24 protein-coding genes are annotated in these 24,818 nt (G+C 66.4%); 8 read left to right on the top strand and 16 right to left on the bottom strand.

The window, feature by feature from the left end; genetic code table 11:
• Positions 1–52: 52 nt before the first annotated feature.
• The 7 genes from LGT36_RS02095 to LGT36_RS02065 form a co-directional block, all read right to left on the bottom strand.
• Complete coding sequence (locus LGT36_RS02095; protein ID WP_226094872.1) at positions 53–673, bottom strand: polysaccharide deacetylase family protein; 621 nt, start codon at positions 671–673, stop codon at positions 53–55.
• Positions 674–823: 150 nt separating this feature from the next.
• On the bottom strand, positions 824–2,353 hold the full coding sequence (gene gatB, locus LGT36_RS02090) for an Asp-tRNA(Asn)/Glu-tRNA(Gln) amidotransferase subunit GatB (RefSeq protein WP_226264635.1): 1,530 nt from the start codon (positions 2,351–2,353) through the stop codon (positions 824–826).
• Positions 2,350–3,873 carry an Asp-tRNA(Asn)/Glu-tRNA(Gln) amidotransferase subunit GatA gene (gene gatA, locus LGT36_RS02085; RefSeq protein ID WP_226096045.1) on the bottom strand — a complete coding sequence of 508 codons (1,524 nt, stop codon included), beginning with the start codon at positions 3,871–3,873 and terminating at the stop codon, positions 2,350–2,352. The genes gatB and gatA overlap by 4 nt, the downstream gene beginning before the upstream one ends.
• Positions 3,870–4,169, bottom strand: a complete 300-nt coding sequence (gene gatC, locus LGT36_RS02080) for an Asp-tRNA(Asn)/Glu-tRNA(Gln) amidotransferase subunit GatC (RefSeq protein WP_226096046.1) — start codon at positions 4,167–4,169, stop codon at positions 3,870–3,872. The genes gatA and gatC overlap by 4 nt, the downstream gene beginning before the upstream one ends.
• A 10-nt stretch (positions 4,170–4,179) precedes the next feature.
• Positions 4,180–4,755 (bottom strand): GNAT family N-acetyltransferase, encoded by a 576-nt coding sequence (locus LGT36_RS02075; RefSeq protein WP_226096047.1) that lies wholly within the window; start codon positions 4,753–4,755, stop codon positions 4,180–4,182.
• 88 nt (positions 4,756–4,843) lie between these two features.
• Positions 4,844–6,949 (bottom strand): NAD-dependent DNA ligase LigA, encoded by a 2,106-nt coding sequence (ligA, locus tag LGT36_RS02070; protein ID WP_226096048.1) that lies wholly within the window; start codon positions 6,947–6,949, stop codon positions 4,844–4,846.
• Between the two features lie 32 nt (positions 6,950–6,981).
• Positions 6,982–7,437 (bottom strand): hypothetical protein, encoded by a 456-nt coding sequence (locus tag LGT36_RS02065; protein WP_226096049.1) that lies wholly within the window; start codon positions 7,435–7,437, stop codon positions 6,982–6,984.
• Positions 7,438–7,473: 36 nt separating this feature from the next.
• On the opposite strand from LGT36_RS02065, the gene LGT36_RS02060 reads away from it, so the two are divergent.
• The 4 genes from LGT36_RS02060 to LGT36_RS02050 all read left to right on the top strand — a co-directional run bounded on the left by LGT36_RS02060 (position 7,474) and on the right by LGT36_RS02050 (position 12,328).
• Positions 7,474–8,445 carry a pyridoxal-phosphate dependent enzyme gene (locus LGT36_RS02060; RefSeq protein WP_226096050.1) on the top strand — a complete coding sequence of 324 codons (972 nt, stop codon included), beginning with the start codon at positions 7,474–7,476 and terminating at the stop codon, positions 8,443–8,445.
• Positions 8,446–8,535: 90 nt separating this feature from the next.
• Positions 8,536–9,183 (top strand): NADPH-dependent F420 reductase, encoded by a 648-nt coding sequence (locus LGT36_RS02055; protein WP_226096051.1) that lies wholly within the window; start codon positions 8,536–8,538, stop codon positions 9,181–9,183.
• Positions 9,184–9,376: 193 nt separating this feature from the next.
• The gene (locus LGT36_RS14125) at positions 9,377–9,505 is read left to right on the top strand and encodes a hypothetical protein (RefSeq protein ID WP_255633340.1); all 129 of its coding nucleotides are present in this window, start codon (positions 9,377–9,379) and stop codon (positions 9,503–9,505) included.
• 144 nt (positions 9,506–9,649) lie between these two features.
• Entirely contained in the window at positions 9,650–12,328 is a 2,679-nt protein-coding gene (locus LGT36_RS02050; protein ID WP_226096052.1) for an RNA helicase, read from the top strand.
• A 33-nt stretch (positions 12,329–12,361) separates the two neighbouring features.
• Here the strand turns inward: LGT36_RS02050 and LGT36_RS02045 are convergent, their stop codons facing one another.
• Positions 12,362–13,384, bottom strand: coding sequence for a potassium channel family protein (locus LGT36_RS02045; RefSeq protein WP_226096053.1), 1,023 nt, complete (start codon positions 13,382–13,384; stop codon positions 12,362–12,364).
• Positions 13,385–13,644: 260 nt separating this feature from the next.
• Here LGT36_RS02045 and pgi point away from each other — a divergent pair, with 260 nt between their 5' ends.
• On the top strand, positions 13,645–15,378 hold the full coding sequence (gene pgi, locus LGT36_RS02040; RefSeq protein ID WP_226096054.1) for a glucose-6-phosphate isomerase: 1,734 nt from the start codon (positions 13,645–13,647) through the stop codon (positions 15,376–15,378).
• Positions 15,379–15,533: 155 nt separating this feature from the next.
• Here the strand turns inward: pgi and LGT36_RS02035 are convergent, their stop codons facing one another.
• The 3 genes from LGT36_RS02035 to LGT36_RS02025 all read right to left on the bottom strand — a co-directional run bounded on the left by LGT36_RS02035 (position 15,534) and on the right by LGT36_RS02025 (position 19,095).
• Complete coding sequence (locus LGT36_RS02035) at positions 15,534–16,502, bottom strand: restriction endonuclease (protein ID WP_226096055.1); 969 nt, start codon at positions 16,500–16,502, stop codon at positions 15,534–15,536.
• Between the two features lie 513 nt (positions 16,503–17,015).
• Positions 17,016–17,537, bottom strand: coding sequence for a hypothetical protein (locus LGT36_RS02030; protein WP_226264634.1), 522 nt, complete (start codon positions 17,535–17,537; stop codon positions 17,016–17,018).
• 964 nt (positions 17,538–18,501) lie between these two features.
• Positions 18,502–19,095, bottom strand: coding sequence for a hypothetical protein (locus LGT36_RS02025; RefSeq protein WP_226095772.1), 594 nt, complete (start codon positions 19,093–19,095; stop codon positions 18,502–18,504).
• A gap of 465 nt (positions 19,096–19,560) precedes the next feature.
• Here LGT36_RS02025 and LGT36_RS02020 point away from each other — a divergent pair, with 465 nt between their 5' ends.
• Positions 19,561–19,965 carry a carboxymuconolactone decarboxylase family protein gene (locus tag LGT36_RS02020; protein WP_226095773.1) on the top strand — a complete coding sequence of 135 codons (405 nt, stop codon included), beginning with the start codon at positions 19,561–19,563 and terminating at the stop codon, positions 19,963–19,965.
• A gap of 54 nt (positions 19,966–20,019) precedes the next feature.
• Here LGT36_RS02020 and LGT36_RS02015 read toward each other — a convergent pair whose 3' ends face one another.
• The 4 genes from LGT36_RS02015 to LGT36_RS02000 all read right to left on the bottom strand — a co-directional run bounded on the left by LGT36_RS02015 (position 20,020) and on the right by LGT36_RS02000 (position 22,146).
• Positions 20,020–20,277, bottom strand: a complete 258-nt coding sequence (locus LGT36_RS02015) for a type II toxin-antitoxin system RelE/ParE family toxin (protein ID WP_226095774.1) — start codon at positions 20,275–20,277, stop codon at positions 20,020–20,022.
• A gap of 3 nt (positions 20,278–20,280) precedes the next feature.
• Positions 20,281–20,541, bottom strand: coding sequence for a type II toxin-antitoxin system Phd/YefM family antitoxin (locus tag LGT36_RS02010; protein WP_226095775.1), 261 nt, complete (start codon positions 20,539–20,541; stop codon positions 20,281–20,283).
• A 109-nt stretch (positions 20,542–20,650) separates the two neighbouring features.
• Entirely contained in the window at positions 20,651–21,139 is a 489-nt protein-coding gene (locus LGT36_RS02005) for a hypothetical protein (protein ID WP_226095776.1), read from the bottom strand.
• A gap of 113 nt (positions 21,140–21,252) precedes the next feature.
• Complete coding sequence (locus tag LGT36_RS02000; protein ID WP_226095777.1) at positions 21,253–22,146, bottom strand: AraC family transcriptional regulator; 894 nt, start codon at positions 22,144–22,146, stop codon at positions 21,253–21,255.
• A 123-nt stretch (positions 22,147–22,269) separates the two neighbouring features.
• On the opposite strand from LGT36_RS02000, the gene LGT36_RS01995 reads away from it, so the two are divergent.
• Together LGT36_RS01995 and LGT36_RS01990 are read left to right on the top strand one after the other, a co-directional pair.
• Entirely contained in the window at positions 22,270–23,043 is a 774-nt protein-coding gene (locus LGT36_RS01995) for an SDR family NAD(P)-dependent oxidoreductase (protein WP_226095778.1), read from the top strand.
• A complete protein-coding gene (locus tag LGT36_RS01990; protein WP_226095779.1) occupies positions 23,040–24,314 on the top strand; it encodes a low temperature requirement protein A in 1,275 nt (424 codons plus the stop codon). Before LGT36_RS01995 ends, LGT36_RS01990 begins: the two co-directional genes overlap by 4 nt.
• Here LGT36_RS01990 and LGT36_RS01985 read toward each other — a convergent pair.
• Positions 24,224–24,718 (bottom strand): ATP-binding protein, encoded by a 495-nt coding sequence (locus LGT36_RS01985; RefSeq protein ID WP_226095780.1) that lies wholly within the window; start codon positions 24,716–24,718, stop codon positions 24,224–24,226. The two genes, LGT36_RS01990 and LGT36_RS01985, sit on opposite strands and share 91 nt — an antisense overlap.
• Positions 24,719–24,818 lie beyond the last annotated feature (100 nt).

The raw sequence follows: 24,818 nt of genomic DNA, 5'->3' as shown, positions 1-24,818 counted from the left end.
GTGAACACTCCATCACGATAGACATTCCAGCCGACTGGAAGGTCAAGCGCCTCTACTCGGCGCCGAGCGGAAGCGTGAACACCCATCCCTGTGCGAGCTTCTCGTCCACGACGCGCTGCACTGCGGCGACGCTGCCCGCGCGGTTCCCGCCGCCGTCGTGCACGAGCACCAACTCGCCCGGCGTCACCGCTTCGCGCAAGCGAGCCTCCAAGAGGTCCACGTCCTGGTCGATCCAATCCTCGATCGTGTTGGCCACGTCGAGCGGCTGCATGCCCAACTCAACCGCCACCTGCGCAGTGACTCCCCAGCTCCCGTTGGGGGCGCGCCAGAACGGCACCACGGCGTCGGCGTCGTCCAATGCCTGCCCGATGATCGCCAGGTTTTCCAGCATGTCGGTGCGCACGGCGTCGGCGTCCCACTCCCCCATATCCGCGAACGAGGTCGAGTGGTTGCACAGCACGTGACCGTCGGCGACGGTACGCCGCAGCATCTCGACTCCGCCTGGCGCCTGGATCTGCTCGCCAATCACGGCGAACACGGCGCGAATGCGGCGGGTGGCCAGCATGTCCAAGAGCGCCAGAGTGTCCTCGCCGTTGGGGCCATCATCGAACGTGAGGGCGCACACCAGGCCTTCTCCTGCTGCGGCCCGCACCGGCTGCGTCGTCAGCGACATGGAGGTCTCCCTTCGTGCGGGGCTCTGCTGCACCCTTCCGCCCCGCGGATATGGTTGTGGCGGTCGTTTCGGCACGCCGAACGCCCGCCACAACCATATGGCGCGGTGGTGCGCACCGCAGCCGGGTGGTGCGGCGCCGTGCGGGGAGCGTCAGCCCTCGACGCCAGCCCTCGCCAGGATGATCTCTCGCACTCGACCGGCGTCGGCCTGTCCGCGCGTGGCCTTCATGACCGCGCCGACGATCGCGCCAGCGGCCTGTACCTTGCCCTCGCGAATCTTGTCGAGCACCTCGGGTTGCGATGCCAGAGCCTCGTCAACGGCCGCCTCGAGCGCAGAGTCGTCTGAGACAACCGCCAGCCCTCGCGACGCGACCACCTCGGCTGGCGATCCCTCGCCCGCGAGCACGCCCTCGAGCACCTGACGCGCGAGTTTGTCGTTGATCTTGCCCTCGTCCACGAGGCCCTGGAGCTCGGCAATCTGACCGGGGGTGACCGGCAGCTCTGGCAGTGTCACATCCTGCTCGTTCGCGGTGCGGGCAAGTTCGCCCATCCACCACTTGCGCGCCGCCTGAGGTGCCGCGCCAGCGGCAACCGTGTCGGCGATCAGGGTCAGCGCGTCGGCCGCGACCGCGTCGCGCATCTCGAGGTCGCTGAAACCCCATTCCTCGCGCAACCGCGCCCGCATCTTGGCCGGGTGCTCCGGCAAGGTGGCCCGCAATTCCTCAATCCACTCGCGCGAGGGCTCGACGGGAAGCAGGTCCGGCTCAGGGAAGTAGCGATACTCCTCGGCCTCCTCCTTCGAGCGGCCCGGCGTGGTCGAGGACGTGTCCTCGTGCCAGTGACGCGTCTCTTGCACCACGGGTTGGCCCGCGAGCAAGAGTGCAGCCTGGCGCCCTGCCTCGTAGTGAATCGAACGCTCGACGGCGCGCAACGAGTTGATGTTCTTGGTCTCCGAGCGCTTGCCAAACGGCACCGCGGACTGGTCTTCACCGTCGGCCGCTTTGGGACGCAGCGACAGGTTGACATCCGCACGCAAACGACCCTGCTCCATGCGGCCGTCGGAAATGCCAAGGGCACGCACGATGTCGCGGATGGTGGCGACGTACGCGCGCGCCACCTCGGCGGTACGCTCTCCCATGCCCTCGATGGGCTTGGTGACGATCTCCACGAGCGGCACGCCGCCACGGTTGTAATCCACCAACGAGTAGTCGGCGCCCTGAATGCCGCCGGTGCCGCCCACGTGGGTGTTCTTGCCGGCGTCCTCTTCCATGTGGGCGCGCTCGATGCCGATCATCACCACCGTGCCGTCGTCGAGCACCACCTCGAGTTCACCGTCGTAACTGGTGGGCTCGTCGTACTGGCTGATCTGGTAGTCCTTCGCCAGGTCAGGGTAGAAGTAGTTCTTGCGTGCGAAGCGGCTCGACTCGCGAATCGAGCAGCCGAGCGCAAGCCCAAGACGGATGGCCGACTCGACGGCCTTCGCATTGGTGACGGGCATCGACCCTGGTAGACCGAGGCAAACGGGGCATACCTGGGTGTTGGGCTCGTTGCCGAAGGTGTTCTCGCAACCGCAGAACATCTTGGTCTTGGTGTTGAGTTCCACGTGGACCTCGATGCCGAACACCGGGTCAAAAGCCTTCATAGCGTCGTCGTAGCCGACGAGGTGCGTGGCCGCGCTCATCGCGTCACCTCCAACTCGGGTGCCGTCGAGGCCAAGGGGCCTCCCCATTCGGCCATCAGGGCCTTCTCGAGCGCGGCGCCAACCCGGTACAGCCGCGCGTCCTCGTGCGCAGGCGCCAGGATCTGGAAGCCGACCGGCAGTCCGTCCTCCGGCGCGACGCCAGCGGGAAGCGACATGCCAGGGATTCCGGCCAGGTTGGCGGGGATCGTGGCGACGTCGTTGAGATACATCGCCAAGGGGTCGTCGATGCGCTCCCCCAGCTTGAACGGCGTGGTGGGGGCGGTCGGGCTGACCAGCACGTCAGCCTGCTCAAACGCGGCCGCGAAGTCGCGCTGAATCAGCGTGCGCACCTTCTGGGCCGAGCCGTAGTACGCGTCGTAGTAGCCGGCGGACAGCGCATAGGTGCCCAAGATGATGCGGCGCTTGACCTCATCGCCGAAGCCCTCTGCGCGCGTGGCGCCCATGGTCTTCTCGATCGTGTCGCGCTCAACCCTGAGGCCAAAACGCACCGAGTCGAACTTGGCGAGGTTGCTCGACGCCTCCGAGGGCAGGATCAGGTAGTAGGCGCCCAACGCGTACTTGAACGACGGGCAGCTCACCTCCACGATCTCGGCGCCCAGGGCGCGCAGGTGGTCGAGGCTTTCCTCGAAACGCTGGCGCACGCCGGCCTGGTAGCCCTCGCCGCCGAGCTCCTTCACGACGCCGACGCGCACGCCAGCCAAACCGTTGGCCGCACCTTCGCGGGCGGCGTCAAGACAAGAGGGAACCGGCTCGTTGAGGCTCGTGGCGTCCATCACGTCGTGCCCGCCCATGACCTCGTGGAGCGCCGCGGTATCGGCAACGGTCCGCGCGCAGGGGCCCAGTTGGTCAAGCGACGACGCGAGGGCGATGGCGCCGTAGCGGCTCACCCCGCCGTAGGTGGGCTTCACGCCAACCGTGCCGGTGACGGCGGCCGGCTGGCGGATCGAACCGCCGGTGTCCGAGCCGATCGCGAGAGGGGTCTCCCACGCCGCGAGCGAAGCCGAGGAGCCGCCCCCTGAACCGCCGGGGATGCGCTCAAGGTCCCACGGGTTGTGGGTGGGGCCGTAGCCGCTGTGCTCCGTAGAAGAGCCCATGGCGAACTCGTCCATGTTGGTCTTGCCAAGGATCGGCATCCGCGCGCCCCGCACCTTCGCGGTGACGGTCGCGTCGTACGGCGGAATCCAGCCCTCGAGAATCTTGGAGCCAGCCGTCGTGGGCATGCCCTTGGTGACCAGCACGTCCTTGATGGCGATCGGCACTCCAGCGAGCAGCGGGAGTTCAACCCCAGCGGCACGGTCGGCGTCAACGGCGGCAGCGGTCGCGAGCGCCTCGTCGGCATTGACGTACAGGAACGCGTGCACGGGGCCGTCGACCGCCGCGATGCGGTCAAGGTGAGCCTGCACCAGCTGCACTGACGTGACGGAGCCTGCGCGCATGGCGTCGGCCATTTCCAACGCCGACGCTCGTGTCACCTGAGTGGGATCGGTCCAGTCGGTCATGCTTCTTCCCCCAAGATGCGTGGCACGCGGAAACGGCCGTCCTCCGCCTCTGGGGCGGCGGCCAAGGCGTCGGCGGGGGCCAGAGATGGCTTCACCTCGTCGGCGCGGTGCACGTTGCTCATCGGGATCGGGTGGGAAGTGGCTGGGACGTCCTGACCGGCGACTTCGGACACGAGCGCGACGGCGTCGACGATGGCGGCGAGCTGACCTGACAAACGGTCGAGGTCGCTGTCGCTCATGTCGATGCGCGCGAGCGTGGCCAGTCGCGCGACGTCTGCGCGGCTGAGGGTGGACATGCCCACGAGTCTAGTGGTCGGGCTCCCACGAGTAGCCCAGCAGCCGGACGCCCTCTTGAGCGCATTCGGGCGCGTCCTTCAGGTCAATCTCGGTGACCGTACCGTCCTCGTTGTCGGTCACCACCCAGTCGAGGTCTTCACGCCTTTGGAAGCCAAGGCGCTCATACAAGCGGTGCGCCGTGCGCATCGTCTCCATCGTAGACAGCACCACCCGGTTGGCCCCGCGTTCGACGGCCATGGCAAGAGCCGCCTGGGTGAGTTCGCGGCCAATTCCGCGGCCGCGCTCCATCGGCGACACCGCGAGCATGCGCAACTCGAACTCGTCGTCCTTCGCGAGCTCCGCGAAGCGGGAGCCTGGGGGCACGAGCGTCAGGGTGCCCACGATCTTGCCTTCTGCGTGGCCGCCGTCCGCCATGGCGAGCAGCACGGCGTCGCGTGCGCGGGCAGACGCGTCCCTCAATTGCGGTACGTACGGGTGGGCGTTATCGATGAGGCCGTCGGCGAGATACGCCAACGCGGTCAGCTCGCCAATCTCGTGAAGCCGTCCTGAATCGTCTGGATCCACTATGCGTACTGACTGGGTCATCGGGAGCCCTTCCACGAGTCGCCATGTGCCGCGGGGTCGGCCATGGGGTGTCGGTGAGACCAATGTAGGTCGAGTTGGCGGCGGAGCGCTATGCCCCGCCGGGGCCTTGCTCGAGCAGGCGCACAAATGCCTGCTCGTCGAGCATGGGCACTCCCAGTTGCTCTGCCTTGTCGGCCTTGGAGCCGGCGTTCGCGCCCACGACCACGTAGTCGGTTGACTTCGATACGGACGACGACGCCTTGCCTCCACGGGAGATGATCGCCTCTTTGACAGAGTCGCGCGTGAAGCCCTCAAGCGAGCCGGTGGCGACCACGGTGAGTCCCTCGAGGGTTTGCGGAATCGACTCGTCACGTTCGTCGGCCATGCGCACGCCGGCGTCGGCCCAGGCCGCGACGATCCGCTGGTGCCAGTCGACCTCGAACCACTCGCGCACGGTGGTCGCGATCACCGGACCGACCCCCTCGACTGCCGCGAGTTCTGCTTCCGAGGCCTCACGGATGGCGCCCATGCTGCCGAACGCACCCGCGAGCGCCCGCGACGCCGTCGGCCCCACGTGCCTGATGCTGAGCGACACGACCACCCGCCACAAGGGCTGCGACTTGGCCTTGTCGAGTTCTTCGAGGAGCTTGGTGCCGTTGTGAGAAAGGTCCCCTGGCTCTCGAGGGACAGCCCCCGCCTCCCTCTGGGCCTTGGTGAGCGTCTCTTTGGACTTGAGCACAAAGAGGTCGACCTTCTGGAGGTCCTGCTCCGTGAGCGAGAACAGCCCAGCCTCGTTGGCAAGCACGCCGGACTCCACGAGTGCGATCGCCGCCTTGTCGCCCAGTCCCTCGACGTCGAGCGCACCCCGCGAGCCGATGAACGCGATGCGGTCAGTGATCTGCGCGGGACAAAACTCGCTGTTGGGGCAACGCAAATCCTTGTCGCCCTCCTTTTGCTCCGCGAGGGTGGTACCGCACGAGGGGCACTCGGTGGGCATCGTCCACTCGCGCTCTTTGCCGGTCCGCGCCGCGACGACGGGCCCCACGATCTCGGGGATCACGTCGCCGGCCTTGCGGAGCACCACGGTGTCGCCGATCATCACCCCCTTGCGCTTGACCTCGTGCGCGTTGTGCAGGGTCGCATAGGTGACGGTTGATCCCGCGACGGTGGTGGGAGTCATCACGCCATAGGGCGTCACGCGCCCTGTGCGACCCACGTCCACGCGGATGTCTTCGAGCGTCGTGTGCACCTCTTCCGGCGGGAACTTGTAGGCGATCGCCCAGCGCGGGGCGCGCGAGGTGGAACCGAGCTCGCGTTGGGCCGCTCGCTCGTTGACCTTCAGCACGGCACCGTCGATCTCGTGCACCATGCTGTGGCGCTTCGCCTCGAGTTCGAGCAGGTAGCTCTCGATAGCGTCGATGCCCCGCAGCACCTTCGCGTGGCTGCTCACGGGCAGACCCCAGTCGGATAGCACCTCGTAAATGCCTGATTGCGACTCAAGCCGAGCGTCGGGGGCCTGATCGCCCCACTCGATCGCACCCAGCGCGTAGGTGGTGACAGCGAGCGGCCTGGACGCGGTGACCTTCGAATCCTTCTGACGAAGTGAACCCGCTGCCGTGTTGCGCGGGTTCGCGTAGGGCGCCTTGCCGTCGGCCAGGAGCGCCTCGTTGAGCGCCTCGAAATCCTTGATCGGCAGGTACACCTCACCCCTGATCTCGACCAACGCTGGCAGCTGATCGCCCTTCAGCCGGTCCGGCAAACCCTTGATGGTGCGCACGTTTGCGGTCACGTCTTCGCCCGCCGTGCCGTCACCCCTGGTGAGTCCCTGCGTGAGCTCGCCGTCCATGTACGTCAGCGAGATCGATAGCCCGTCGATCTTGGGCTCGCACACCAGTTCGCGGTCACCGGCCTCTTTGCCCACGCGGACAAGCCAGGAGGCCACGTCTTCGAGCGAGAAAGCATTGTCGAGGCTCATCATGCGTTCGCGATGCTTGACCGTGGCAAAACCGGTGGCGACGCCAGCGGAACCAACCGTCTGCGTCGGCGAATCCGGCTCAGCGAGTTCCGGGTATTCGGCCTCGAGGGCGCGCAGATCGCGTTCGAGAGCGTCGTACTCGGCGTCGGAAATGGTGGGGGCATCATCGCCGTAATAGGCGGCGCGGTGCTGCTCGATCTGTTGCACCAGGTCTTGGTGGCGGGCGCGAGGGTCGGTCACGTTCCTATCTCACCACGCGGCACCGACACTCTTCACTCCGAGGCGTCACATCGCGTCTCGATCGCCGTGACCAACTCATTGGCGTCGCCTTGAATGCTTGCCGGGAAGTTCTCGTACTTTTGAGAGTCGGGGTCGCTTGGGCTCACGGCCACGTCGTAGTGCTCTTCGAGGTTCGCGATGTGCTCCACCAGATCGTCTGGCGCGACCTCGCCCAGCGCGGTGAACTGTGCGACGTGCTCGTCACTTCCGACAAACTCCTGCTCGACCAGAAGGAGCATCTGAAGCCCTAGCTCGCAGAAGGCGTCGAGATCTGCCTCGCGAGCGTCGGCCGCGTCGGCGGTCACAATCACCGGCGCGCTCGGAACTTCCGCGAGCGTCGTCGGCGGATTATCTCCTGACGACGCGCCTGGCCCTCCTGAACAGCCCGCCAGGACGACGACGGTGGCGGCGAGAAAGGCATAAAAGGGGACATTCGTGATGCTCTTCATGCTGTCCGACCTTAGTAGGAGGGGGACACTAGTGGGGTGAACACCGCCTCCGTGCCTAGCCGCCCCCAGATCGACGCCGCCGCCGCGGCGATCGCTCCCCACGTGCGTCGCACGCCCGTGATCGAGATCCCCGGCGACACGCTCGGGCTGGATGTCACGCTCGTGTTCAAGCTCGAGTACCTCCAGGTGACGGGTGCCTTTAAGGCGCGCGGTGCGGTCCACTATGTGGCAACCCAGCCGATCGCCGAGACGGGCATCGTCGCTGCTTCCGGCGGGAATCACGGCGCCGCCGTGGCCTACGCAGCCCAGCGCTTTGGTCACGAGGCCCACATCTTTGTGCCCACGACGGCCAACCCTGCCAAGGTCGAGCGGCTCATTCACTTGGGCGCCCATGTGCATCCCGTCGGCCTCACCTACCCCGACGCGCGTGACGCCTCCCGCGCCTACCTGGCGGAGCACGACGCCACCACCATCGAGGCTTTCGATGACCCGGTGGTCATGGCGGGGGCTGCCACGGTGGCCCGCGAGTTCGAAGCCGACGGTGTGGGTGCCGACGGGCGGCCCTTGGACGCCATGTTGGTCGCGGTGGGCGGCGGAGGGCTCGCTGGCGGGACGGCTGCGTGGTGCGGCGACCACATGACGATCGTCGGTTGCGAGACGGTCGGCACGGCGTCGTATGCGGCATCGGTCGAGGCAGGCGAGCCTGTCGCGGTGCCCATCTCTGGGGTCGCGGCAGACCACTTGGGGGCGCAGATCGGGCGCGTGCCGTGGGCCGCGCTGAGTGCCGCCGGCGTGTTGTCAGCGGTGGTGACCGACGAGGAAGTGTTGGAGGCGCAGTCTCGCTTGTGGCGGTTGCTGCGCGTGGTGGTCGAGCCCGGTGTGGCGGCGCCTTTTGCCGCGTTGCTGACGGGACGTTGGGTGCCGGAGCCAGGCGCGCGCGTCGGCGTGGTGTTGTGCGGCGCGAACGTCGTCAACCCGACGATGGCTCCGCCAGCGGCGCTCGTCTAGTTGCACGGGCGTCGGAACGGTACGAATCAAGCCACCACACCCCCGGAAAGCACGAAAAGCGGTACGAATCAAGCCATCTACCATCGAAGGATGGCTGACCCACCCGCGATCCGCAGCGTCGGCATCCTGGGCGCTGGGCGCGTCGGCCGGGCACTCGCGCAACTCGCGCGCGACGCGGGGCTCGGCGTGACCGTCGCCGGTTCACAAGACCAGGCGGGAATCGCCGACGCCGTCCGGGCCGATGCCGTCATCCTCGCCATCCCCCTCGGCAAGTACCGCACGCTCCCCGCCAACGCGCTCAGCGTTGCCCTCGTGATCGACGCGATGAACTACTGGTGGGAGCTCGACGGCCGCCTTCCAGAATTCGAGGACGCGACCACGTCCAGCTCCGAGATCGTCGCCTCCTTTCTCAGCGGCGCACGCGTCGTCAAGGCCTTCAACCACGCGAGCGTCTGGGAACTGGAAAACCTGGCCGCTCCTGCAGGCGATCCCCAGCGTCGTGCGTTGGCCGTCGCGGGGGACGACGCTGAAGCCGTGGCCGCCGTCGCCTCCCTGGTCGACGCGATGGGTTTCGATCCCGTCGCCGCCGGCCCGCTCAAGGAGGGCGTCCGGTTCGAACCGACCACAGAAGCTTTCGGCGCCGATGCGACCAAGGCGGAGTTGCAAGAGATGCTCGAGAGCTTCTGGGACTCCCAACGCGGCAGGGTGGTCGCGCGGGCGAGGAACCGCCAGGGCTAGCAGACCCGCACACACCGGGGAATGCAATCGCTTTCACCGTCGTTGGGATAGGATGTAAGCGAAGTCTCGCTATGGCACCGTCGCTAAGACACCAGCCATAACGAGACTTTTTTTGGTCCCAGCGTGGGGCGCCGGAAGCCCGGACCCACGTCTCGGCTCCCGGATCACCCACATGATTCCCAAGGAGAGCCCCATGATCACCAAGTTCCTGTCCCAGTTCTCGCGCAAGCGTGCCGCCGACCCGTACGCGAACCTCCCGCAGCCGATTCGTGACGAGGTCTACGCGGCGATGGAAGCCACGTCGAGGTACGACATTCCGTAACGCGCGCTCAGCACTTCGCACTGCAACCCCGTCGAGGAAGACACCTCGGCGGGGTTTTTTGCGTCAGCGGCCGACGTCCGGGCGGAGCCTTGTGCGCGCCCCCGGTGGTCGCACGGCACAGTCGCGCACGGGACAATGGCACCGATGACTTCCGCCACCCCACCGCTGCTCGATCGCCTGCCCGGGACCCCCGCAGGCACCGCCCCCGATCCCGACGCTCTGTACGAGGCGTTCTCCGCCTGGGCCGCCGAGCAGGGCCTGCCCCTATACCCTCACCAGGACGAGGCGCTCATGGAGATCGTCTCCGGCGCGCATGTGATTCTCGCGACGCCCACTGGTTCAGGAAAGTCCCTGGTAGCGATGGGTGCGCACTTCGCCGCGTTCGCCGCGCATCGGGCTGGCACCGGCGGTCGCACTTACTACACGGCGCCGCTCAAGGCGCTCGTCAGCGAGAAGTTCTTCGCGCTCATCGAGGTGTTTGGCACCGCGAACGTGGGCATGATGACCGGCGACTCCGCGGTCAACGCCGACGCCCCGATCATCTGCTGCACCGCCGAGATCCTCGCCAACCTGGCTCTGCGCGACGGCGCCGCCACCGATGCCTCGCTCGTGGTGATGGACGAGTTCCACTTCTACGCTGACCCGCAGCGAGGGTGGGCGTGGCAGGTGCCGCTCTTGGAGCTACCGAACGCGCAGTTCGTGCTGATGTCAGCCACTCTGGGCGACACCTCCTGGCTGGTCGAGGACCTGGAGCGTCGCGGCAACCGCGCGATCGCCCAGGTCACCACCATCGACCGGCCGGTGCCGCTGACCTTCGATTACAGCGTCGAGCCGTTGCCGGAGGTGATCGAGCGCCTGGTGCAGACCGGTCGCGCGCCGGTCTATGTCGTCCACTTCACCCAGAAGGAAGCCGTGGAGCGCGCGCAAGCGCTGCTCAGCACCAAGGTCGCGTCCAAGGAGGAGCGCGTTCGCATCGCCGACGCTTTGGGCGACACCAGGTTTGGCACGGGCTTTGGCAAGACGCTGAGCAAGTTCCTGCGCGCGGGCATCGGCGTGCACCACGCGGGGATGCTCCCCAAGTACCGGCGCATCGTCGAGCGGCTGACGCAGCAGGGTCTGCTCAAGGTGGTGTGCGGGACCGACACTCTTGGCGTCGGCATCAACGTCCCCATCCGCACCGTGCTGTTCACGTCGCTGGTGAAGTACGACGGTGAGCGCATGCGCCACCTCACCGCGCGCGAGTTCCATCAGATCGCCGGCCGCGCCGGGCGTGCTGGCTTCGACACCGAGGGCGACGTGATCGTCATGGCGCCTGAGCACGTGATCGCCCACCGCAAGGCGCTGGCCAACGCTGGCGATGATCCCAAGAAGCGCAAGAAGATTGTGCGCAAGAGCGCGCCCGCGGGACACGTCAACTGGACCGATGCGACGTTCGAGCGACTGCGAGACGCTCCCCCTGAGCCGCTCGTCAGCCGCTTCGAGGTGACTCACGCGATGGTGCTGAACATCTTGGCGCGCGGGGTGGCCAATCCGTGGCTCGACCGCGAGCCTCAAGACCCCGTGCTCGCGATGCGGGACCTGCTGAATGCGATCCACGAGACCCCTGCGCAGCGTTCCGCGCACGTTCGCCAGTCCCTCCGCATCGCACGGTCCCTGCGCATCGCCGGCGTGGTCGAGCGGGCCAGGGTGCCAGACGCCTCCCACCCTCGCGGGGAGCGGCCGACGCTGCGGCTGACGGTCGACGTGCCGCGCGGCTTCGCGCTCAACCAGACGTTGTCGCCGTTCGCGCTCGCCGCGATGGACCTGCTGAACGTCGAGGCCCCCGACCACGCCCTCGACGTGGTCTCGGTGATCGAGGCGACGCTGTCGGACCCTCGCCAGATCCTCATCGCGCAGCAGTATCAGGCGCGCGGCGAGGCCGTCGCCGCGATGAAGGCCGACGGCATCGAGTACGAGGAGCGGATGGACCTGCTGGACGAGGTCACGTGGCCCAAGCCGCTCGCTGACCTGCTCGAACCCGCGTTCATCGCGTATCGCCACACCAACCCGTGGGTCATGGATGCCGAGCTCTCCCCCAAGTCCGTGGTGCGCGACATGCTTGAGAAGGCGATGTCGTTCGGCGATCTCATTTCCGTCTACGGCCTCGAACGCACCGAGGGCGTGGTGCTGCGCTATTTGGCCGAGGCTTACCGCGCGCTACGCCAGACCGTCCCGGAGGAGCACCGCACCGACGAGGTCATGGCGATCACCACCTGGCTGGGCGAGCTGGTGCGCGCGACCGACTCGTCGCTGCTGGACGAGTGGGAGCGGCTCATGAACCCCGACGCCCCCGTCCGCGACGCCGCCGATCCCGCCACCGCGCCGCCCGCGCCCGTGCGCCCCATGTCAGGCAACCCGCGCATGCTGCGCCGCTTGGTGCGCAACCTGATGTTCCGCCGCGTCGAGTTGGCCTCCCGCGAGAACTACCCAGCGCTTGGCGCCCTCGACGGCGCGTCGGGATGGAACGGCGACGCGTGGCGCGAGGCCCTCGACCCCTTGTTCGAGGCTCAAGGCGACCACGCCATCGGCATCGGGCCCGCTGCCCGATCTGCTGCGCTGGTGACCTTTGTGGAACCGGGCGGCGACCACGGCGTCGGCGCTGCGAGGGCCGCCCTTGCGGGCACACGGGACGGCGAGCTGCCGGAGGGCACGTGGCTGGTGCGCCAGGTGCTCGATGACCCTGCCGGCGATCACGACTGGGCGATCATTGCCGCGGTGGACCTTGAGGCCTCCGACGAGGCGGGCGCGCCGGTGCTCCAGGTGCTGCACGTCGGCCCTCAATAGGCGCCCGGCTACGACGGCGAGTCGTTCTCGCCTTCAGGAGCGCGGAGGTGCGTAGAGATGCTCGCGCTCTAGCTCGCGCAGGAATCGGTCGAACCTCCTGAGGTGCTCGGCAAACGAGTTCACATCAATCTCGTCTTCGGCCTCGATGCGCGTCACGTCTGCGGCGGCAGCCCGCGCGGCGCGCCACTCGCTGTCCACTTGCTCGGAGGTGGGAGGCGAGTGAGCTGCCGCCGAACCCAAGCGGTGATAGCGGCCGGCGAGATGCTCGGTCACCCTGGTCAGGGTCCCTTCGAGCACCCCGCCGTACCAGCGGGCATACGGTGCGGACTGCGTGGCGATTCCCCAGCGCAATTGCATGGTGATGAGGCTTGTCGCCCGGATGACGCTGCCGAGCGAGGCGGTGGGATCATGCGCGTGGAAGTAGTAGAGAATCGGGAACCGCTGAGTGCTCTCGTCCAGCCTGATCAGGTCGCGCTCGAGCGTGTCGAGCCGTGACTGCCCTCCGTGAGCCACCAGTTCTGCGGCACCATGGTGATCCTGCGCGCTGCTGAGATGGCGCGCGATCGTCCGAATCTCCGACACCAAGGGATACACGGTCAGCAGGTACGAGATCGCCGCGCCGAACACCGCTAGGCCGAGCGCCGCCTCCGCCGCGCTCACGAGGCGCATGCTGTCGCTTTGCGCAACGATGTCGCCGAAGCCGACCGTCGACAGCGCTACCCCGCTGAAGTACAAGGCGTCGACGAACCCCGGCGAGTCATCGCTCCCCGGCAGCGTGTAGTCGAGCTGGTCGAGACTGCCCGCGTAGATCAACGCAAAGCCCAACCACAGCCCGAGCACCCAACTCGCGAGTTGCGCGAGCATCATCACGGGCCCTGCATAGCCGGCGATGGCGTCCTTTCGCAGCTTCCTCGCCGCGAATCGCATCACCCGCCACGTCACGCTGGTGGCGATGGCGCTCACGTACCCGCTGCGCGTGGGATGCAACATCGTGAGCGCCAGGTCCACCCCGGTCGCCACGACGATGAGCACGCCGCACACCGTGAAGGCGATCATCGTTCAGCGCCGTGGGTCCGCTGCTGCGCCAGCATTGCGATCCTCCTCGTACCCGTGCAGGGGGTGAGTCGTCTCGGGGTGTACGCCTTCGATGATAAGCACGTCGCGCGGCCCGGGCCCGGCGCGCGTCGGCGTCGGGAACTGGGTTCCGTTTTGGCCATTTCAGCCTGGGCTTGAATGCCAGCTACGCAAGCCCGCGGCCCGATCGCGCGTCCGATGGACGGAGTCCGCACGCCCAGCACCGGCCGACCGCCCGAGAGATGTGGGCCCTTCGGGTCGCACCACCGACGCTCACATTCATTACTGTGGTACCCGTGACTTCTCCCATTGATTGCACCGCCACGTCCGCCTGGGCCGAACTCGAGTCCCACAAGTCCGCCTTCACCCCCGACCTGCGTGGCTGGTTCGCCGCCGACGCCGGCCGAGTGGAGCGCATGAGCCTGCCTCTGGCAGACCTGCACGTGGACCTCTCCAAGAACCTTGTGACCGACGAGATCCTCGCGTCCCTGGTACGCCTGGCAGAGCAGACCGGGGTGGCCGAGCGCTACCAGGCCATGCTCGCGGGCGAGCACATCAACACCACCGAGGACCGCGCCGTCCTGCACACCGCGCTGCGTCGCCCGGCCGACGCCTCCCCCGGCTTGGTGGTCGACGGCCAGGACATCGACGCCGACGTCCACGCGGTGCTGGGCAAGATCTCCGCCTTTGCCGACCGCGTCCGCTCTGGCGAGTGGAAAGGCGTCACCGGCAAGCAGGTGACGCACATCGTCAACATCGGCATCGGCGGCTCTGACCTGGGCCCCGTGATGGTCTACGAAGCCCTCGAGCCCTACGCCGACGCCGGCATCGAGGCGCGCTTTGTCTCCAACATCGACCCCACGGACATGGGTCAGAAGGTCAAGGGCCTAGACCCCGAGACCACCCTGTTCATCGTGGCCTCCAAGACGTTCACCACGCTTGAGACGCTCACCAACGCGCGCCTTGCGCGTGACTGGCTGTGGTCCGCTTTGCAGGAGGCCGGCGCCATCTCTGGCGACGACGCTTCCAAGACCGACGCCGTGGCGCACCACTTTGTCGCGGTGTCGACGGCGCTGGACAAGGTCGCGGCTTTCGGCATCGACACCGACAACGCGTTTGGTTTCTGGGACTGGGTGGGCGGCCGCTACTCGGTGGACTCGGCCATCGGCCTGTCGCTTTGCATCGCGCTTGGCCCTGACAACTTCCAGTTGCTGCTGGACGGTTTCCACTCGGTGGACGAGCACGTGCGCGCCACTCCCCTGGCCCAGAACGTGCCCGTCCTGATGGGGCTGCTGAACGTCTGGTACGTCAACTTCTTGGGATCTCAGTCGCACGCCGTGCTGCCGTACGCGCAGCAGCTGCACCGCTTCCCCGCGTACTTGCAGCAGCTCACCATGGAGTCCAACGGCAAGTCGGTGCGCTGGGACGGCTCACCCGTCACGTGCGACACGGGCGAGATCTTTTGGGGCGAGCCGGGCACCAACGGCCAGCACGCGTTCTACCAGCTCATTCACCAGGGCACGCGCCTGATCCCTGCGGACTTCATCGCGGTGGCCAACCCCGCCTACCCGCTGTCGGACGGCGACCAGGATGTGCACAACCTGTTCCTGGCCAACTACTTGGCGCAGACCAAGGCGCTGGCGTTCGGCAAGACTGCTGAGGAGGTCGAGGCCGAGGGGACGACCGGAGCCTTAGTGGCCGCGCGCACGTTCGCAGGCAACAAGCCGACGACGTCGATCTTCGCGCCCGCGCTCACCCCTCAGGTGGTGGGCCAGCTGATCGCGCTGTACGAGCACATCACGTTCGCGCAAGGTGTGATCTGGGGCATCAACTCCTTTGACCAGTGGGGCGTGGAACTGGGCAAGAAGCTCGCCATGGAGATCGCGCCTGCTATTGAAGGTGACTCTGAGGCTTTGGCTGCTCAGGACGCGTCGACTCAGGCGCTCATCGCGTACTACAAGGCGAACCGCACGTAGGTTTCAGCGGCCGACGCTGGGGTTGGGTTTCGTTGCCGGGTCGCCCTGGGGGTGAGCGGGCTTCGCGTAGATCTCACACAACGTCCTCGGGATTGCCACCTGCCGGGCGAGGCTTCGGGGCCGCGGCGATTGCTTGCCGCACCACGATCCGTCCGCTATCGCAGGGAACTCGCGTGCAAGAGCGCCTCCAGGAGCCGAGCGTCATCTTCGGGACCCCGCCAGAGAGCAGTTGTGGCACGCAGTTCTGACTCTTGGTCTGGCCCCAAGTCCGCAGGGAATGTGGTGATGACAAGAATCGCGTCGGCATCCGGCACGCGGCCCCGAAGACGACGAATCGCCTGAAGAATCTTACTCGGTAGCCCCGCAGCACTTCGGTATGCCTTTATCTCGATGATCACCCGCAGCCCATCGACGACGGCTATTGCGTCTGCGCCGTGATCGGCCGCAGAAGGCGGGTTCCTGTAGATCTTGACTCGCGGATTCTGTGTTGAGAGAGACACGAGCGCGCTGGCGACGCGAAACTCGTAGACATGGGCCTCTGCCGCAAAGGACGCTGCGGGCGTACCTGCGTTTGACTCAACGTACGACGCGAGAGCGGCAAAGCCAGCTAGTTCTCCTTCGGATGCAACCGCATCCCTCCCATCAACCGCGAGTCCGAGTCCTGCAGCATCAATCGCTGGAGTGAGGACGTCAATGACACCGGCACATGCAGCCTCCTGCACCTGCTCGGTCGCCTCGGCAGCTAGCCGCTCAAGCGTCCTGATCGAAACGCTGACGGGCAACGGCCGCTCGTCCTGTCGGCGAGGGATCGCCCGATCCGATGCCCACTCGAACATCGCCCACCAGGCGTCCGCCTGCGCCGACTCCTTCTGATGTGTGAGCGAAGCTCGCGACACCGCGACCTGCTTGGATATCCCGCCAAAGGCGATAACCGCGGCGAGAAGCGCAGCGAAGGCGGCTGCGCCTGGGCTCTTTGCGAAGTCCAGAAGCCCTTGCCACCACGGTGCCTGGCTCGCTGGTGCGAGCGCGACCCCGAGCCAAACGCCAAAGACAACTGAGATGACGGCCATTGCGCTGGCCCAAGCGACTGAGACGCGCGGGAGTTGTCGGCGAGTGGAGGGCATCCCGTCACACTACTCGCCGAGGTTCACGCGCGCGGGTCTACGTGCCGCCCCTACAAGCTCACTCCTGGTCGTGCCGCGTCACGGACATCCACAGCCTTCAATGACCGCATTCCACTGCCCCCGCGATCGCTTCAATTGGCGTGTCTCGGCCACAATTGCCCGGAGTCTGTCGCCCGCACTGACCTCATGCGCATACATGAGCCAGAAGCGACCACGTCGCTCTTGCCGATGTGTCCCTGCCCGCCCGGAGTGCGGCGACGGCGACCGTCCTCACCTTATCGCCCAGATGACGATTGCTTCCAAGCCGCACCAGAGTCGCGTTGCGAAGATCTCGGGGTGCAGGGGCGCACAGTTCGCAAATGACGAACCGCATTCGGCGATTTGCAAGTTGGATGCGTGGAAGCAGCGGCACCCGGAATCGTCGTACTTTGGCTCGTCAGAATCGGCGCAGCTAGAACCCGTGCTGGAAGGTTGAGCTGCGTCGAGTCTCGATCCGGTGAGTGTTGCAGGAAGTCAGCACAGGTACTTCTCGGATAAGTCCTCCGTCAGCACCCCCCGATAATCGCGATGCCACCAGGCTCCGGAAGCGTCGCTAAACGTGACCTCGACGTAGAAGTCGGCATCAGAGTCGCGTTCAGACAGTTCGTACTCGACTACAAATTCCCTGCTGTTCGGTGGGACGATTTCGACACGTCTGAGTCCCAATTCACGGCCACCCGCTGGAGGCGCGAGTACGGTTCTAGCGTTGAGTCGAAAGACTGGAGCGTCGCTTGCATTGCTCACTACAACAGCTAACCGGCCAGGTCCCGCGTCGGCGGTCCAAGCTGATATCGCGGCGGCCTGCTTTCTTCGCGCGAACTCGAACCGGTCGCTCGCAGACTTCTGTGCGATCCTCCAAGAACGGTGCGCATAGATCGCGGCAACGACGGCCGCGGCGAGCAATCCCAGTTGGGCGCCAACCCCGAGCCAGTTGGCGAGCGATTGGCTCAAGGATAGGTCTGTTGCGTGGAGCGCAAGTGTCGCGGTGAGTCGCATGACCAAAGGCTACCGACGAGAGGTTCGCACATATCACCAACCGGTCATTCTTCCCTGCAAACCCCCACGCGCGTCGACACACGAGACGATAGTGACCGCAACAATGGCCTTCGCGGTCTGGAAACGAACTACCACCCGCTCCTGCCCCAGCCCCGCGATCAGTGTCGACGCCACGCCCGTCACCATGTATCGCGTTCTTGCCGAGATCTTCGCGGGCGTCGTCCCTCATCCCCCGACGGACTGGTGAACCTGCGAGAGGGCGACATCCGCCCGATCAATGCTGCCCAAGACGCAGACACCGACTGGTGCACGCGGATCGACCACGGGCGCTCCCGTCACGGAGTGGTCTAGTGAAGCGCCCATTTGAACCACGTACAGGCGCCGAGCAGCGGCATAAAGACTCGCAACCACCACGCCCCGCCCGTACAGCGGCAACGGGTCTCGGCCCTACCGGGCAACGGGTTGGATTGAACTGACGCCAAGCACCGCTTCCGCGATGTGCAGAGCTTCGAGGTAACTTATCTGTTGACCACTCTGCCGTGACGCTGCGCCGTGCCACGCACGGGCGATGCACGAGAGCTGCCCGCCGGATCGCGGCGTCGTACATCCGCGAGCCTCAAGGAACGTGACAGCCATTCCGCTCGCATCGCGAATATCCCATGGCGCGTTCGCAAGTTGCAGTGGTCCCAGCGTCATGACGCGCGGGGAGCGCACGGTCCGGAGCAATGCCCACACTGCCCATTCAGCGCCGCGTCGGATTGCCCCGCGTTCCTGCATCTCTACCAGCATTATCGCGCACACGACAGGCTCCCAGGCGCTGAGAGACGCAACGTTCAATTTCGCGACCACCGCATCGCGCCTCCTTCGAAAACCTCGAGTTTGTGCGCGCTGCTCGAGACGGAACCGGTAATCCGCCCTGTACCTACGCCTTGAAGACACGGGACTCGAATACGCCTCAGGCCAATTAGGGCCCGTCATCGGACTTCTCAAGGTTGTACGCCCTGGCCTGGCGACTCTCAACCTTGCTCCTTAGTGAGCCAAAAGAACCTTTGAAGAAAGCCAGGATGAACGTCGTTCCGATCGACAGAAGAACTGCATCGCGCACCAGGGCGACGACATAGTCAAGCACAGCTCCATCAGACGCGCTGTAGATGATCTCCACCGCATATGACCCGAGGGCAGCAAGCGCGCCGAACGACGCGAAGAAGGTCAGCCAAATCACGATGACCTGCCAATCGCGAAGCGAGATGAAAGCCGGCAACGGATGAAATACCGCTGGCCAGAGAAGCAGGGCTGCGGCTAGCGCACCCGCAGAAGTCGTGTCGAATAATGTAAGCCCGGAGAGGGCAAGCACGACCCCCAGAATGAATGGATAGAAGAATCGACGAATCACCGCGTGCTTCAGGTTCTTGCCGTCGTTCCAGAAGCGATCCTCGACGCCCACCATACCGGCCACTACCGAGGAAATCGAGAAATAGGGACCAATGAGCACGGAGTCGAGTCGAATCGCAAGCGCCACGACAACCGCCGGCACGACCACTGCAAACCACGGTGCCATCCGATTTCCCCTTTTCGCAAGCGCACTGGCAGGCTGAGTCGCACTCCACCGTACCTGCACCGTCGACTTGACGGAAGGCCCTTCCAGTCAGCATGCGGCTCCGCCAACGCTGGCTCCTTGGAGCCCCCTCCTGCTCTCGGAACGATAGAGACCTCCCGATCAAGTGCCACGCGGTTGCGATGAACCGGCGGGCTAGTTGCATCGTTGAGCCACTGACTGCTTCTCGTAGGCGCCCATCACTGGTACGTCCGACGGCCCACCGATCCACCGCTCCCGTCGAACTCCGTCACCCACACCCACCCATTGCGGCCCGCGACCTGCAACTCTGAGGTGAGGAAGAGGGGCGCATGCGATCGTCGACCGCCGGGTCGGTGGGCGGCGCCTTGACTTCGAGCGCGCTCGCACATCTAGCGTCGGGGGCGTCGGGCCTCCCACCCGTCCCGACCCTCAACAGAAGGAGCCCCCATGAACGACACCACCACGCGCGCAGAGCGCTTTGCCCACGGAATGTCGGTGCTTGATGCCGTCGATGGCGAGGCGGGCGCCAACGTCATCGCCTCACTCGAAGGCGTGGCTCCCGAGTTGGCGCACCAGATCGTCGCCTGGGGCTTCGGCGAGATCTACTCTCGCCCCGGACTCGCGCCCCGCGACAGGCAGCTGGTGACGCTCGGCATGCTGACCGCACTCGGTGGCTGCGAGCCACAACTGCGGGTGCACGTGGGTGCCGCGCTCAACGTCGGGCTTTCGCCAGGGCAGATTGTCGAGGCCTTGCTGCACTCGTCCGTCTACTGCGGTTTCCCTCGCACACTCAATGCGGTGTTCGCAGCCAAGACCGTGTTCGAGGAGCGTGGCTTAATCCCCAAGGTGTGAAGCGGCGGGCGACGTGCAGGGTGCCGCCGCGGCGGCCTATGACACCTTGCGCACCTACGCGCGGTAGACCTCCCGCCGGTGGCCGACCGCGACAACCGTGATCACCAGCACGTCGTCAAAGATGTCGTAGATCACGCGGTAGTCGCCGACTCGCACGCGCCAAGCAGTGGTCTCACCGGCGAGTTTGATAGCGCCCGCTGGACGAGGCTCGTTACCTAACTGGCGCATGCGGGCCTGGATGCGAGCCCTGTGTTCGCGAGGCAACTTCCGCACCTGGCGCGCGGCTGCCGACGTGAACTCCACGCGGTACACGGACTACCCCAGTTCTCGGTCGAGTTCCTCCAGAGGTACCCGTGCACCATCATCGGCCGCTCTTGCGGCGCGATATGCCTCGACGTCGGCCGCCATCTCCAGGCGCTCCAAGGTCTCGAGGTCTTCATTGCTGATGAGCACCGCCGCCACCTTTCCGTTGCGCGTGAGGGCCACGCGCTCGCCACCGTAGGCCACGTGTCCGACAACGTCGGAGAGTTCGGCGCGAAACTCCCGGCTGCTGATCCGACGGCTGATAGTGCTCATGTGTACTTAGAGTACTTTGTGTACACCGATCACACAATAACCGGCATACTCACCTTGGCGAGAATCGGGCTACTGAGGAGCAACAGACGGCCAGCGGCTAGGTAGGGCGCTACTCACTCCCCGATACCCGGTCGTCCAACTGCGAGCACAGCACTCCGTCGACCACGAAAACTCCATCCTTGAGGTAGCCGACGTCGCTTCCGGTAGGCGCCTCCTCCATCAGCGCCACTTCAAGCCACTCGCCGCCCTCGCCACGGATGGTCAGGGAGACTTTTCCCTCGAAATGAGTATCTGGCGAGGGGTGCGGCCCTATGACCAGAGTTAACGACTCGCCGGCGGCTATGTCGAGCGCGCCGTCCGCATCCAATTCCAGATCGAGGAACAACCTGTCCTCGGGCTGGCGCACTTCCGACACGAGGTAGGTGAACGTGGCCTCGATCGGCACGTCGCAGTGGTTCTCGACCAGCACCTGCGAGTTACCCGAGCCGCAGCCCGTGACGAGCGCGAGGAGTGCTAACGAGCAGCCTGCCCCGACGGCGCTCGCGCCATGCGACGCAGAAAGACCGGGCACCGCCGCGCTCGCACTCGCCATGTCCATTCGCTGCCTCCCCCTGGCCGTGCGCGGTGCAACCACGAGAGTCCCGGCACCAGCATCTTCTCCCTGGCAGTATGGCCGACGGCGCCGGTCCGTGCCACCCCACAGCTGCACCGCTACGCCCTCAATGCCACCGCATCCTGGCTGGGCGGTACGCCGAACTCGCGCTTGTACTCGCGGCTGAACTGCGAAGGGCTCTCGTACCCCACGGCATAGGCGATCCCCGCCACGTCCCCTGGCTGCGCAAGCACGCGCAGGCGCGCCTCCTGGAGCCGAATGCTCTTCTGATACTGGATGGGGCTCATGGCGGTCACCGCGTGGAAGGAACGGTGGAACGCGGACGGGCTCATGCGGGCCAAGGTCGCGAGGTCTTCGACGCGCAAGGGTTCGGCGAAGTGCTCGCGCACCCACGTGACCACGTGTCGCACCCGGCTCAGGTTGCTGTCGGCGAGTCCAAGCTGGCGCACCGCTGCGCCCTGCTCCCCCGACATGACCAGCCACAGGATCTCGCGCTCGATGAGCGGCGCGAGCACGGGGATGTCGCGCGGGGTGTCGAGCAGGCGCAGCATCCTGATGGCCGCGTCGAGCAGCCGGTCCGACGCGGTGCCTACCGCGACCGCCGACGGCGCCGACGCGTCGCGCCCCGACCGCATGAGATCGCCTGCGGCCACGTTGAGCATGAGCTCGGCGATGACCTCCGCGCGCAGTTCCAGGCCAAAGCCCAGCGCGGGATTCGCCTCAGAGGTGTCGTTGAACCGGCCGGAGACGGGCAGGTCCACCGAGGCGACGAGGTACTGGCCTGGTCCGTAGTCGTGGACGGCGCCACCAACGGACAGGCGCTTGGTTCCTTGCACCACGAGCGCGAAGACCGTGCCCGTGGTCGCGCCGTCGGACGCCCCGCCGTCGGTGGCCCTCGAGACCAGCACCCCTGGGATCGCCGTGCGGGTGGTGCCCGAGCCCGCGTGCCGGGAGATCAGGTCACGGAGCTCTTCCATCTGTTGGAGTGACATGACTCGATTCAAGCAGGTGGCGCCCGCAGTGCATACCCAGTTCTCGCACTCCGGAGAGGATTAGGCAAGAACTCAAGAGCAATGCCATAACACTTCATGCCCCTGCCGCGCTTCCATAGAACCATGAACACACACACCAACTCAGTCATTGTTGTCACCGGAGCAAGTGCGGGAATCGGCCAGGGCGCCGCCCTCGAAATCGCCAAGAACGGCGTCGGCGTTGTTGCCACCTACCGTTCTCACCCAGAAGGCGCGCACGAGACCGTCGCCAAGATCACCGCGATGGGCGGCAAGGCTGTCGCCCTGCCCCTCGATGTCGCCCAGACCGGCACCTTCCCCCACTTCACGGAGCAACTGCGCGAGGCGCTCGAGCGCGAGTGGGGCACCACCACCGTCAGCGGGCTGGTCAACAACGCAGGATTCGGCGGCGGGCACCTCTTCGCTGACATGACGCACGACGCCTTCGATCAGTACTACCGCGTGCTGCTACGCGGCCCCTACTTCTTCGCCCAGTCCCTGCTTCCCCTCCTGTCCGACGGCGGCGCCATCGTCAACGTCTCGAGCAGCTCTGCGCGGCCGGGAGACACCCACGAGGGCTACTCCGGATACGCGGCCATGAAGGCGGGGCTCACCACCGCGACGCGGTACCTCGCCAAGGAACTCGCGCCGCGCGGCATCCGCGTCAACTCCGTCTCCCCCGGCCCGACGCGCACCCGCCTGGGTGACGACGCCTTCGAGAAGTACCCCGAGATCATCGACGGGCTCGCCGCCAAGACCGCGCTCGGCCGCATCGGCGAACCGGCAGACATCGGCAAAGTCATCGCGTTCCTCGTGTCCGACCAGGGCGCGTGGATCACCGGCGAGGACATTCCCGTGACGGGCGGGTACGCGCTGTGAGCCACGGCGTGGACGCGTCGGCCCAGACGATGTTCAGGGCCGTTCCCAGTCGCGAGGGCGACCGCGTCACCACGACCGAGTTGTTCTTCGACCTGGCGTTCGTATTCGCGTTCACGCAGCTCACCCGCCTCATGGCTCACGAACACAGCGCGCTCGGCGTGTTCCAGGCGCTCGGCATCATGGCGCTGCTGTGGTGGTCGTGGACCGCCTACGGCTGGCTTTCCAACCTGGCCCACGCCGACGAGGGCGTGGTGCGTGTCGCCATGATCGTCGGCATGATCGCCGTCTTTGTCGCCGGCCTTGGCATACGCGAGACGTTCGACGACCTCCCCGGCGGTGTGTTCGCGCCGATGGTGTTCGTCTGCGCGTACCTGGTAGCGCGAGTCGCGCACGGCATCGTGTTCGCATTGCTTTCGGAACCCGCCCTCAGGCGGCGCACCGTGGTCACGGTCGCCCTGTCGGTCATCCCGTCGGGCGTGCTGCTGACTGTGGGCGCACTCATCGGCGGGCCATGGCAACTCGTGTGCACGCTCGCCGCCGTCGCGATCGAGCCACTGGCGGCCTACCGCATGAGCCTGGGCGTCGAGTGGCCGGTGCGGTCCACCACCCACTTCACCGAGAGGCACGGCCTCATCATGATCCTTGCTCTCGGCGAGACCACCCTCGGCATCGGAGTCGGGGTGGCATCCGAGCCCATGAGCGAGGCCATCCTGACGGGCGTCATCCTGTCGATGCTTATCTGTGTGGGCATGTGGTGGGCGTACTTCACTCGGCTGGCGAAGAGCGCCGAGCACACCCTTCGAAGTCTGCCGTCCGTCACGCGCGCCCGCACCGCGACCGACGCCTACACCTACCTACACCTGGTCCTCATCGGCGGCATTGTGCTCGCCGCTCTTGGGCTCGAGGTCGCCATGGCTCACATCGATGCGACGGAACCCTACGGGCTGTTCGGGGCCGTTGCCCTCGCGGGAGGCGTGGCCTGCTACCTCGCCGGAACAGCCCTCTTCGCCCATCGAATGCACGGCCAATGGAACAGGACCAGGCTGACGCTCGCGACGGCGCTCGTGCTAGCAGTTCCACTCGTTGCCAATGTGACTCCCATGGTCGCGCTCGCGAGCGTCGCGGCGGCCCTGGTGGGGCTCAACATCCTCGAGCACGTGCGCGCAAGGGGCGAGCAGGGTCAGGACTCCGCGCCGTCGTACTCCCACTCCACGCCCGGCGGAACGTACGCGTCGAACCCAGCCCCCTCGTCGGCCGTGGGACGCTCGTAGCCCTCGGGCGCAAACTCCGTCACGATGGTCACCAACTGCTCCGCCCCCTCTCCCCCGCGAGCGCGGAGACGCCCCACACACTCCTCGGGCGGGGCATCCAGCCAGTGCAACTCGGTCCTGGCGCCCGACGCGTCGGCGTAGGAGCGCAGCCGCTCGCGCTCCTCGCGGGTCCACGAACCGAACTCGGCCACCACGTCGCGCCCGGCCGCGAGCAGCGGCGCGATCGACGCCTCCACCTCTGGCTGCATCGCGAAGCGAGTCTCGTAGTCGACGATGCTCACTCCTCGCTCGCGCAGCGCCGTGTCCATGTCCACGTGCGCCGCGCCGGTGGCGGCCACAATCGCCGCGGCCCTGACGGACTTGCCCGCGCCAGGCAGGCCGGTGAGGACGTAGAGCGCCGGCATGGGGCGAGTGTATCGGCGCTGATCGCGCCACGAAAGGCGGCCCACAGCGTAACTGGTTGACATGTCACTCACCCGCCCCTATCTTTTAGGTGACTTGTCA

It is taken from the genome of Demequina sp. TMPB413, assembly GCF_020447105.2.
Taxonomy (GTDB): Bacteria; Actinomycetota; Actinomycetes; order Actinomycetales; family Demequinaceae; genus Demequina.
This window is presented reverse-complemented; position numbering and strand designations above follow the sequence as displayed.

What these genes read in the sequence shown, in the direction of transcription:
- LGT36_RS02095 (WP_226094872.1), bottom strand. Translation starts at nt 673, where the DNA reads ATGTCGCTGACGACGCAGCCGGTGCGGGCCGCAGCAGGAGAAGGCCTG.
- gatB (WP_226264635.1), bottom strand. Translation starts at nt 2,353, where the DNA reads ATGAGCGCGGCCACGCACCTCGTCGGCTACGACGACGCTATGAAGGCT.
- gatA (WP_226096045.1), bottom strand. Translation starts at nt 3,873, where the DNA reads ATGACCGACTGGACCGATCCCACTCAGGTGACACGAGCGTCGGCGTTG.
- gatC (WP_226096046.1), bottom strand. Translation starts at nt 4,169, where the DNA reads ATGTCCACCCTCAGCCGCGCAGACGTCGCGCGACTGGCCACGCTCGCG.
- LGT36_RS02075 (WP_226096047.1), bottom strand. Translation starts at nt 4,755, where the DNA reads ATGACCCAGTCAGTACGCATAGTGGATCCAGACGATTCAGGACGGCTT.
- LGT36_RS02065 (WP_226096049.1), bottom strand. Translation starts at nt 7,437, where the DNA reads ATGAAGAGCATCACGAATGTCCCCTTTTATGCCTTTCTCGCCGCCACC.
- LGT36_RS02055 (WP_226096051.1), top strand. Translation starts at nt 8,536, where the DNA reads ATGGCTGACCCACCCGCGATCCGCAGCGTCGGCATCCTGGGCGCTGGG.
- LGT36_RS14125 (WP_255633340.1), top strand. Translation starts at nt 9,377, where the DNA reads ATGATCACCAAGTTCCTGTCCCAGTTCTCGCGCAAGCGTGCCGCCGAC.
- LGT36_RS02050 (WP_226096052.1), top strand. Translation starts at nt 9,650, where the DNA reads ATGACTTCCGCCACCCCACCGCTGCTCGATCGCCTGCCCGGGACCCCC.
- LGT36_RS02045 (WP_226096053.1), bottom strand. Translation starts at nt 13,384, where the DNA reads ATGATCGCCTTCACGGTGTGCGGCGTGCTCATCGTCGTGGCGACCGGG.
- pgi (WP_226096054.1), top strand. Translation starts at nt 13,645, where the DNA reads ATGTGGGCCCTTCGGGTCGCACCACCGACGCTCACATTCATTACTGTG.
- LGT36_RS02035 (WP_226096055.1), bottom strand. Translation starts at nt 16,502, where the DNA reads ATGCCCTCCACTCGCCGACAACTCCCGCGCGTCTCAGTCGCTTGGGCC.
- LGT36_RS02030 (WP_226264634.1), bottom strand. Translation starts at nt 17,537, where the DNA reads ATGCGACTCACCGCGACACTTGCGCTCCACGCAACAGACCTATCCTTG.
- LGT36_RS02025 (WP_226095772.1), bottom strand. Translation starts at nt 19,095, where the DNA reads ATGGCACCGTGGTTTGCAGTGGTCGTGCCGGCGGTTGTCGTGGCGCTT.
- LGT36_RS02020 (WP_226095773.1), top strand. Translation starts at nt 19,561, where the DNA reads ATGAACGACACCACCACGCGCGCAGAGCGCTTTGCCCACGGAATGTCG.
- LGT36_RS02010 (WP_226095775.1), bottom strand. Translation starts at nt 20,541, where the DNA reads ATGAGCACTATCAGCCGTCGGATCAGCAGCCGGGAGTTTCGCGCCGAA.
- LGT36_RS02005 (WP_226095776.1), bottom strand. Translation starts at nt 21,139, where the DNA reads ATGGACATGGCGAGTGCGAGCGCGGCGGTGCCCGGTCTTTCTGCGTCG.
- LGT36_RS02000 (WP_226095777.1), bottom strand. Translation starts at nt 22,146, where the DNA reads ATGTCACTCCAACAGATGGAAGAGCTCCGTGACCTGATCTCCCGGCAC.
- LGT36_RS01995 (WP_226095778.1), top strand. Translation starts at nt 22,270, where the DNA reads ATGAACACACACACCAACTCAGTCATTGTTGTCACCGGAGCAAGTGCG.
- LGT36_RS01985 (WP_226095780.1), bottom strand. Translation starts at nt 24,718, where the DNA reads ATGCCGGCGCTCTACGTCCTCACCGGCCTGCCTGGCGCGGGCAAGTCC.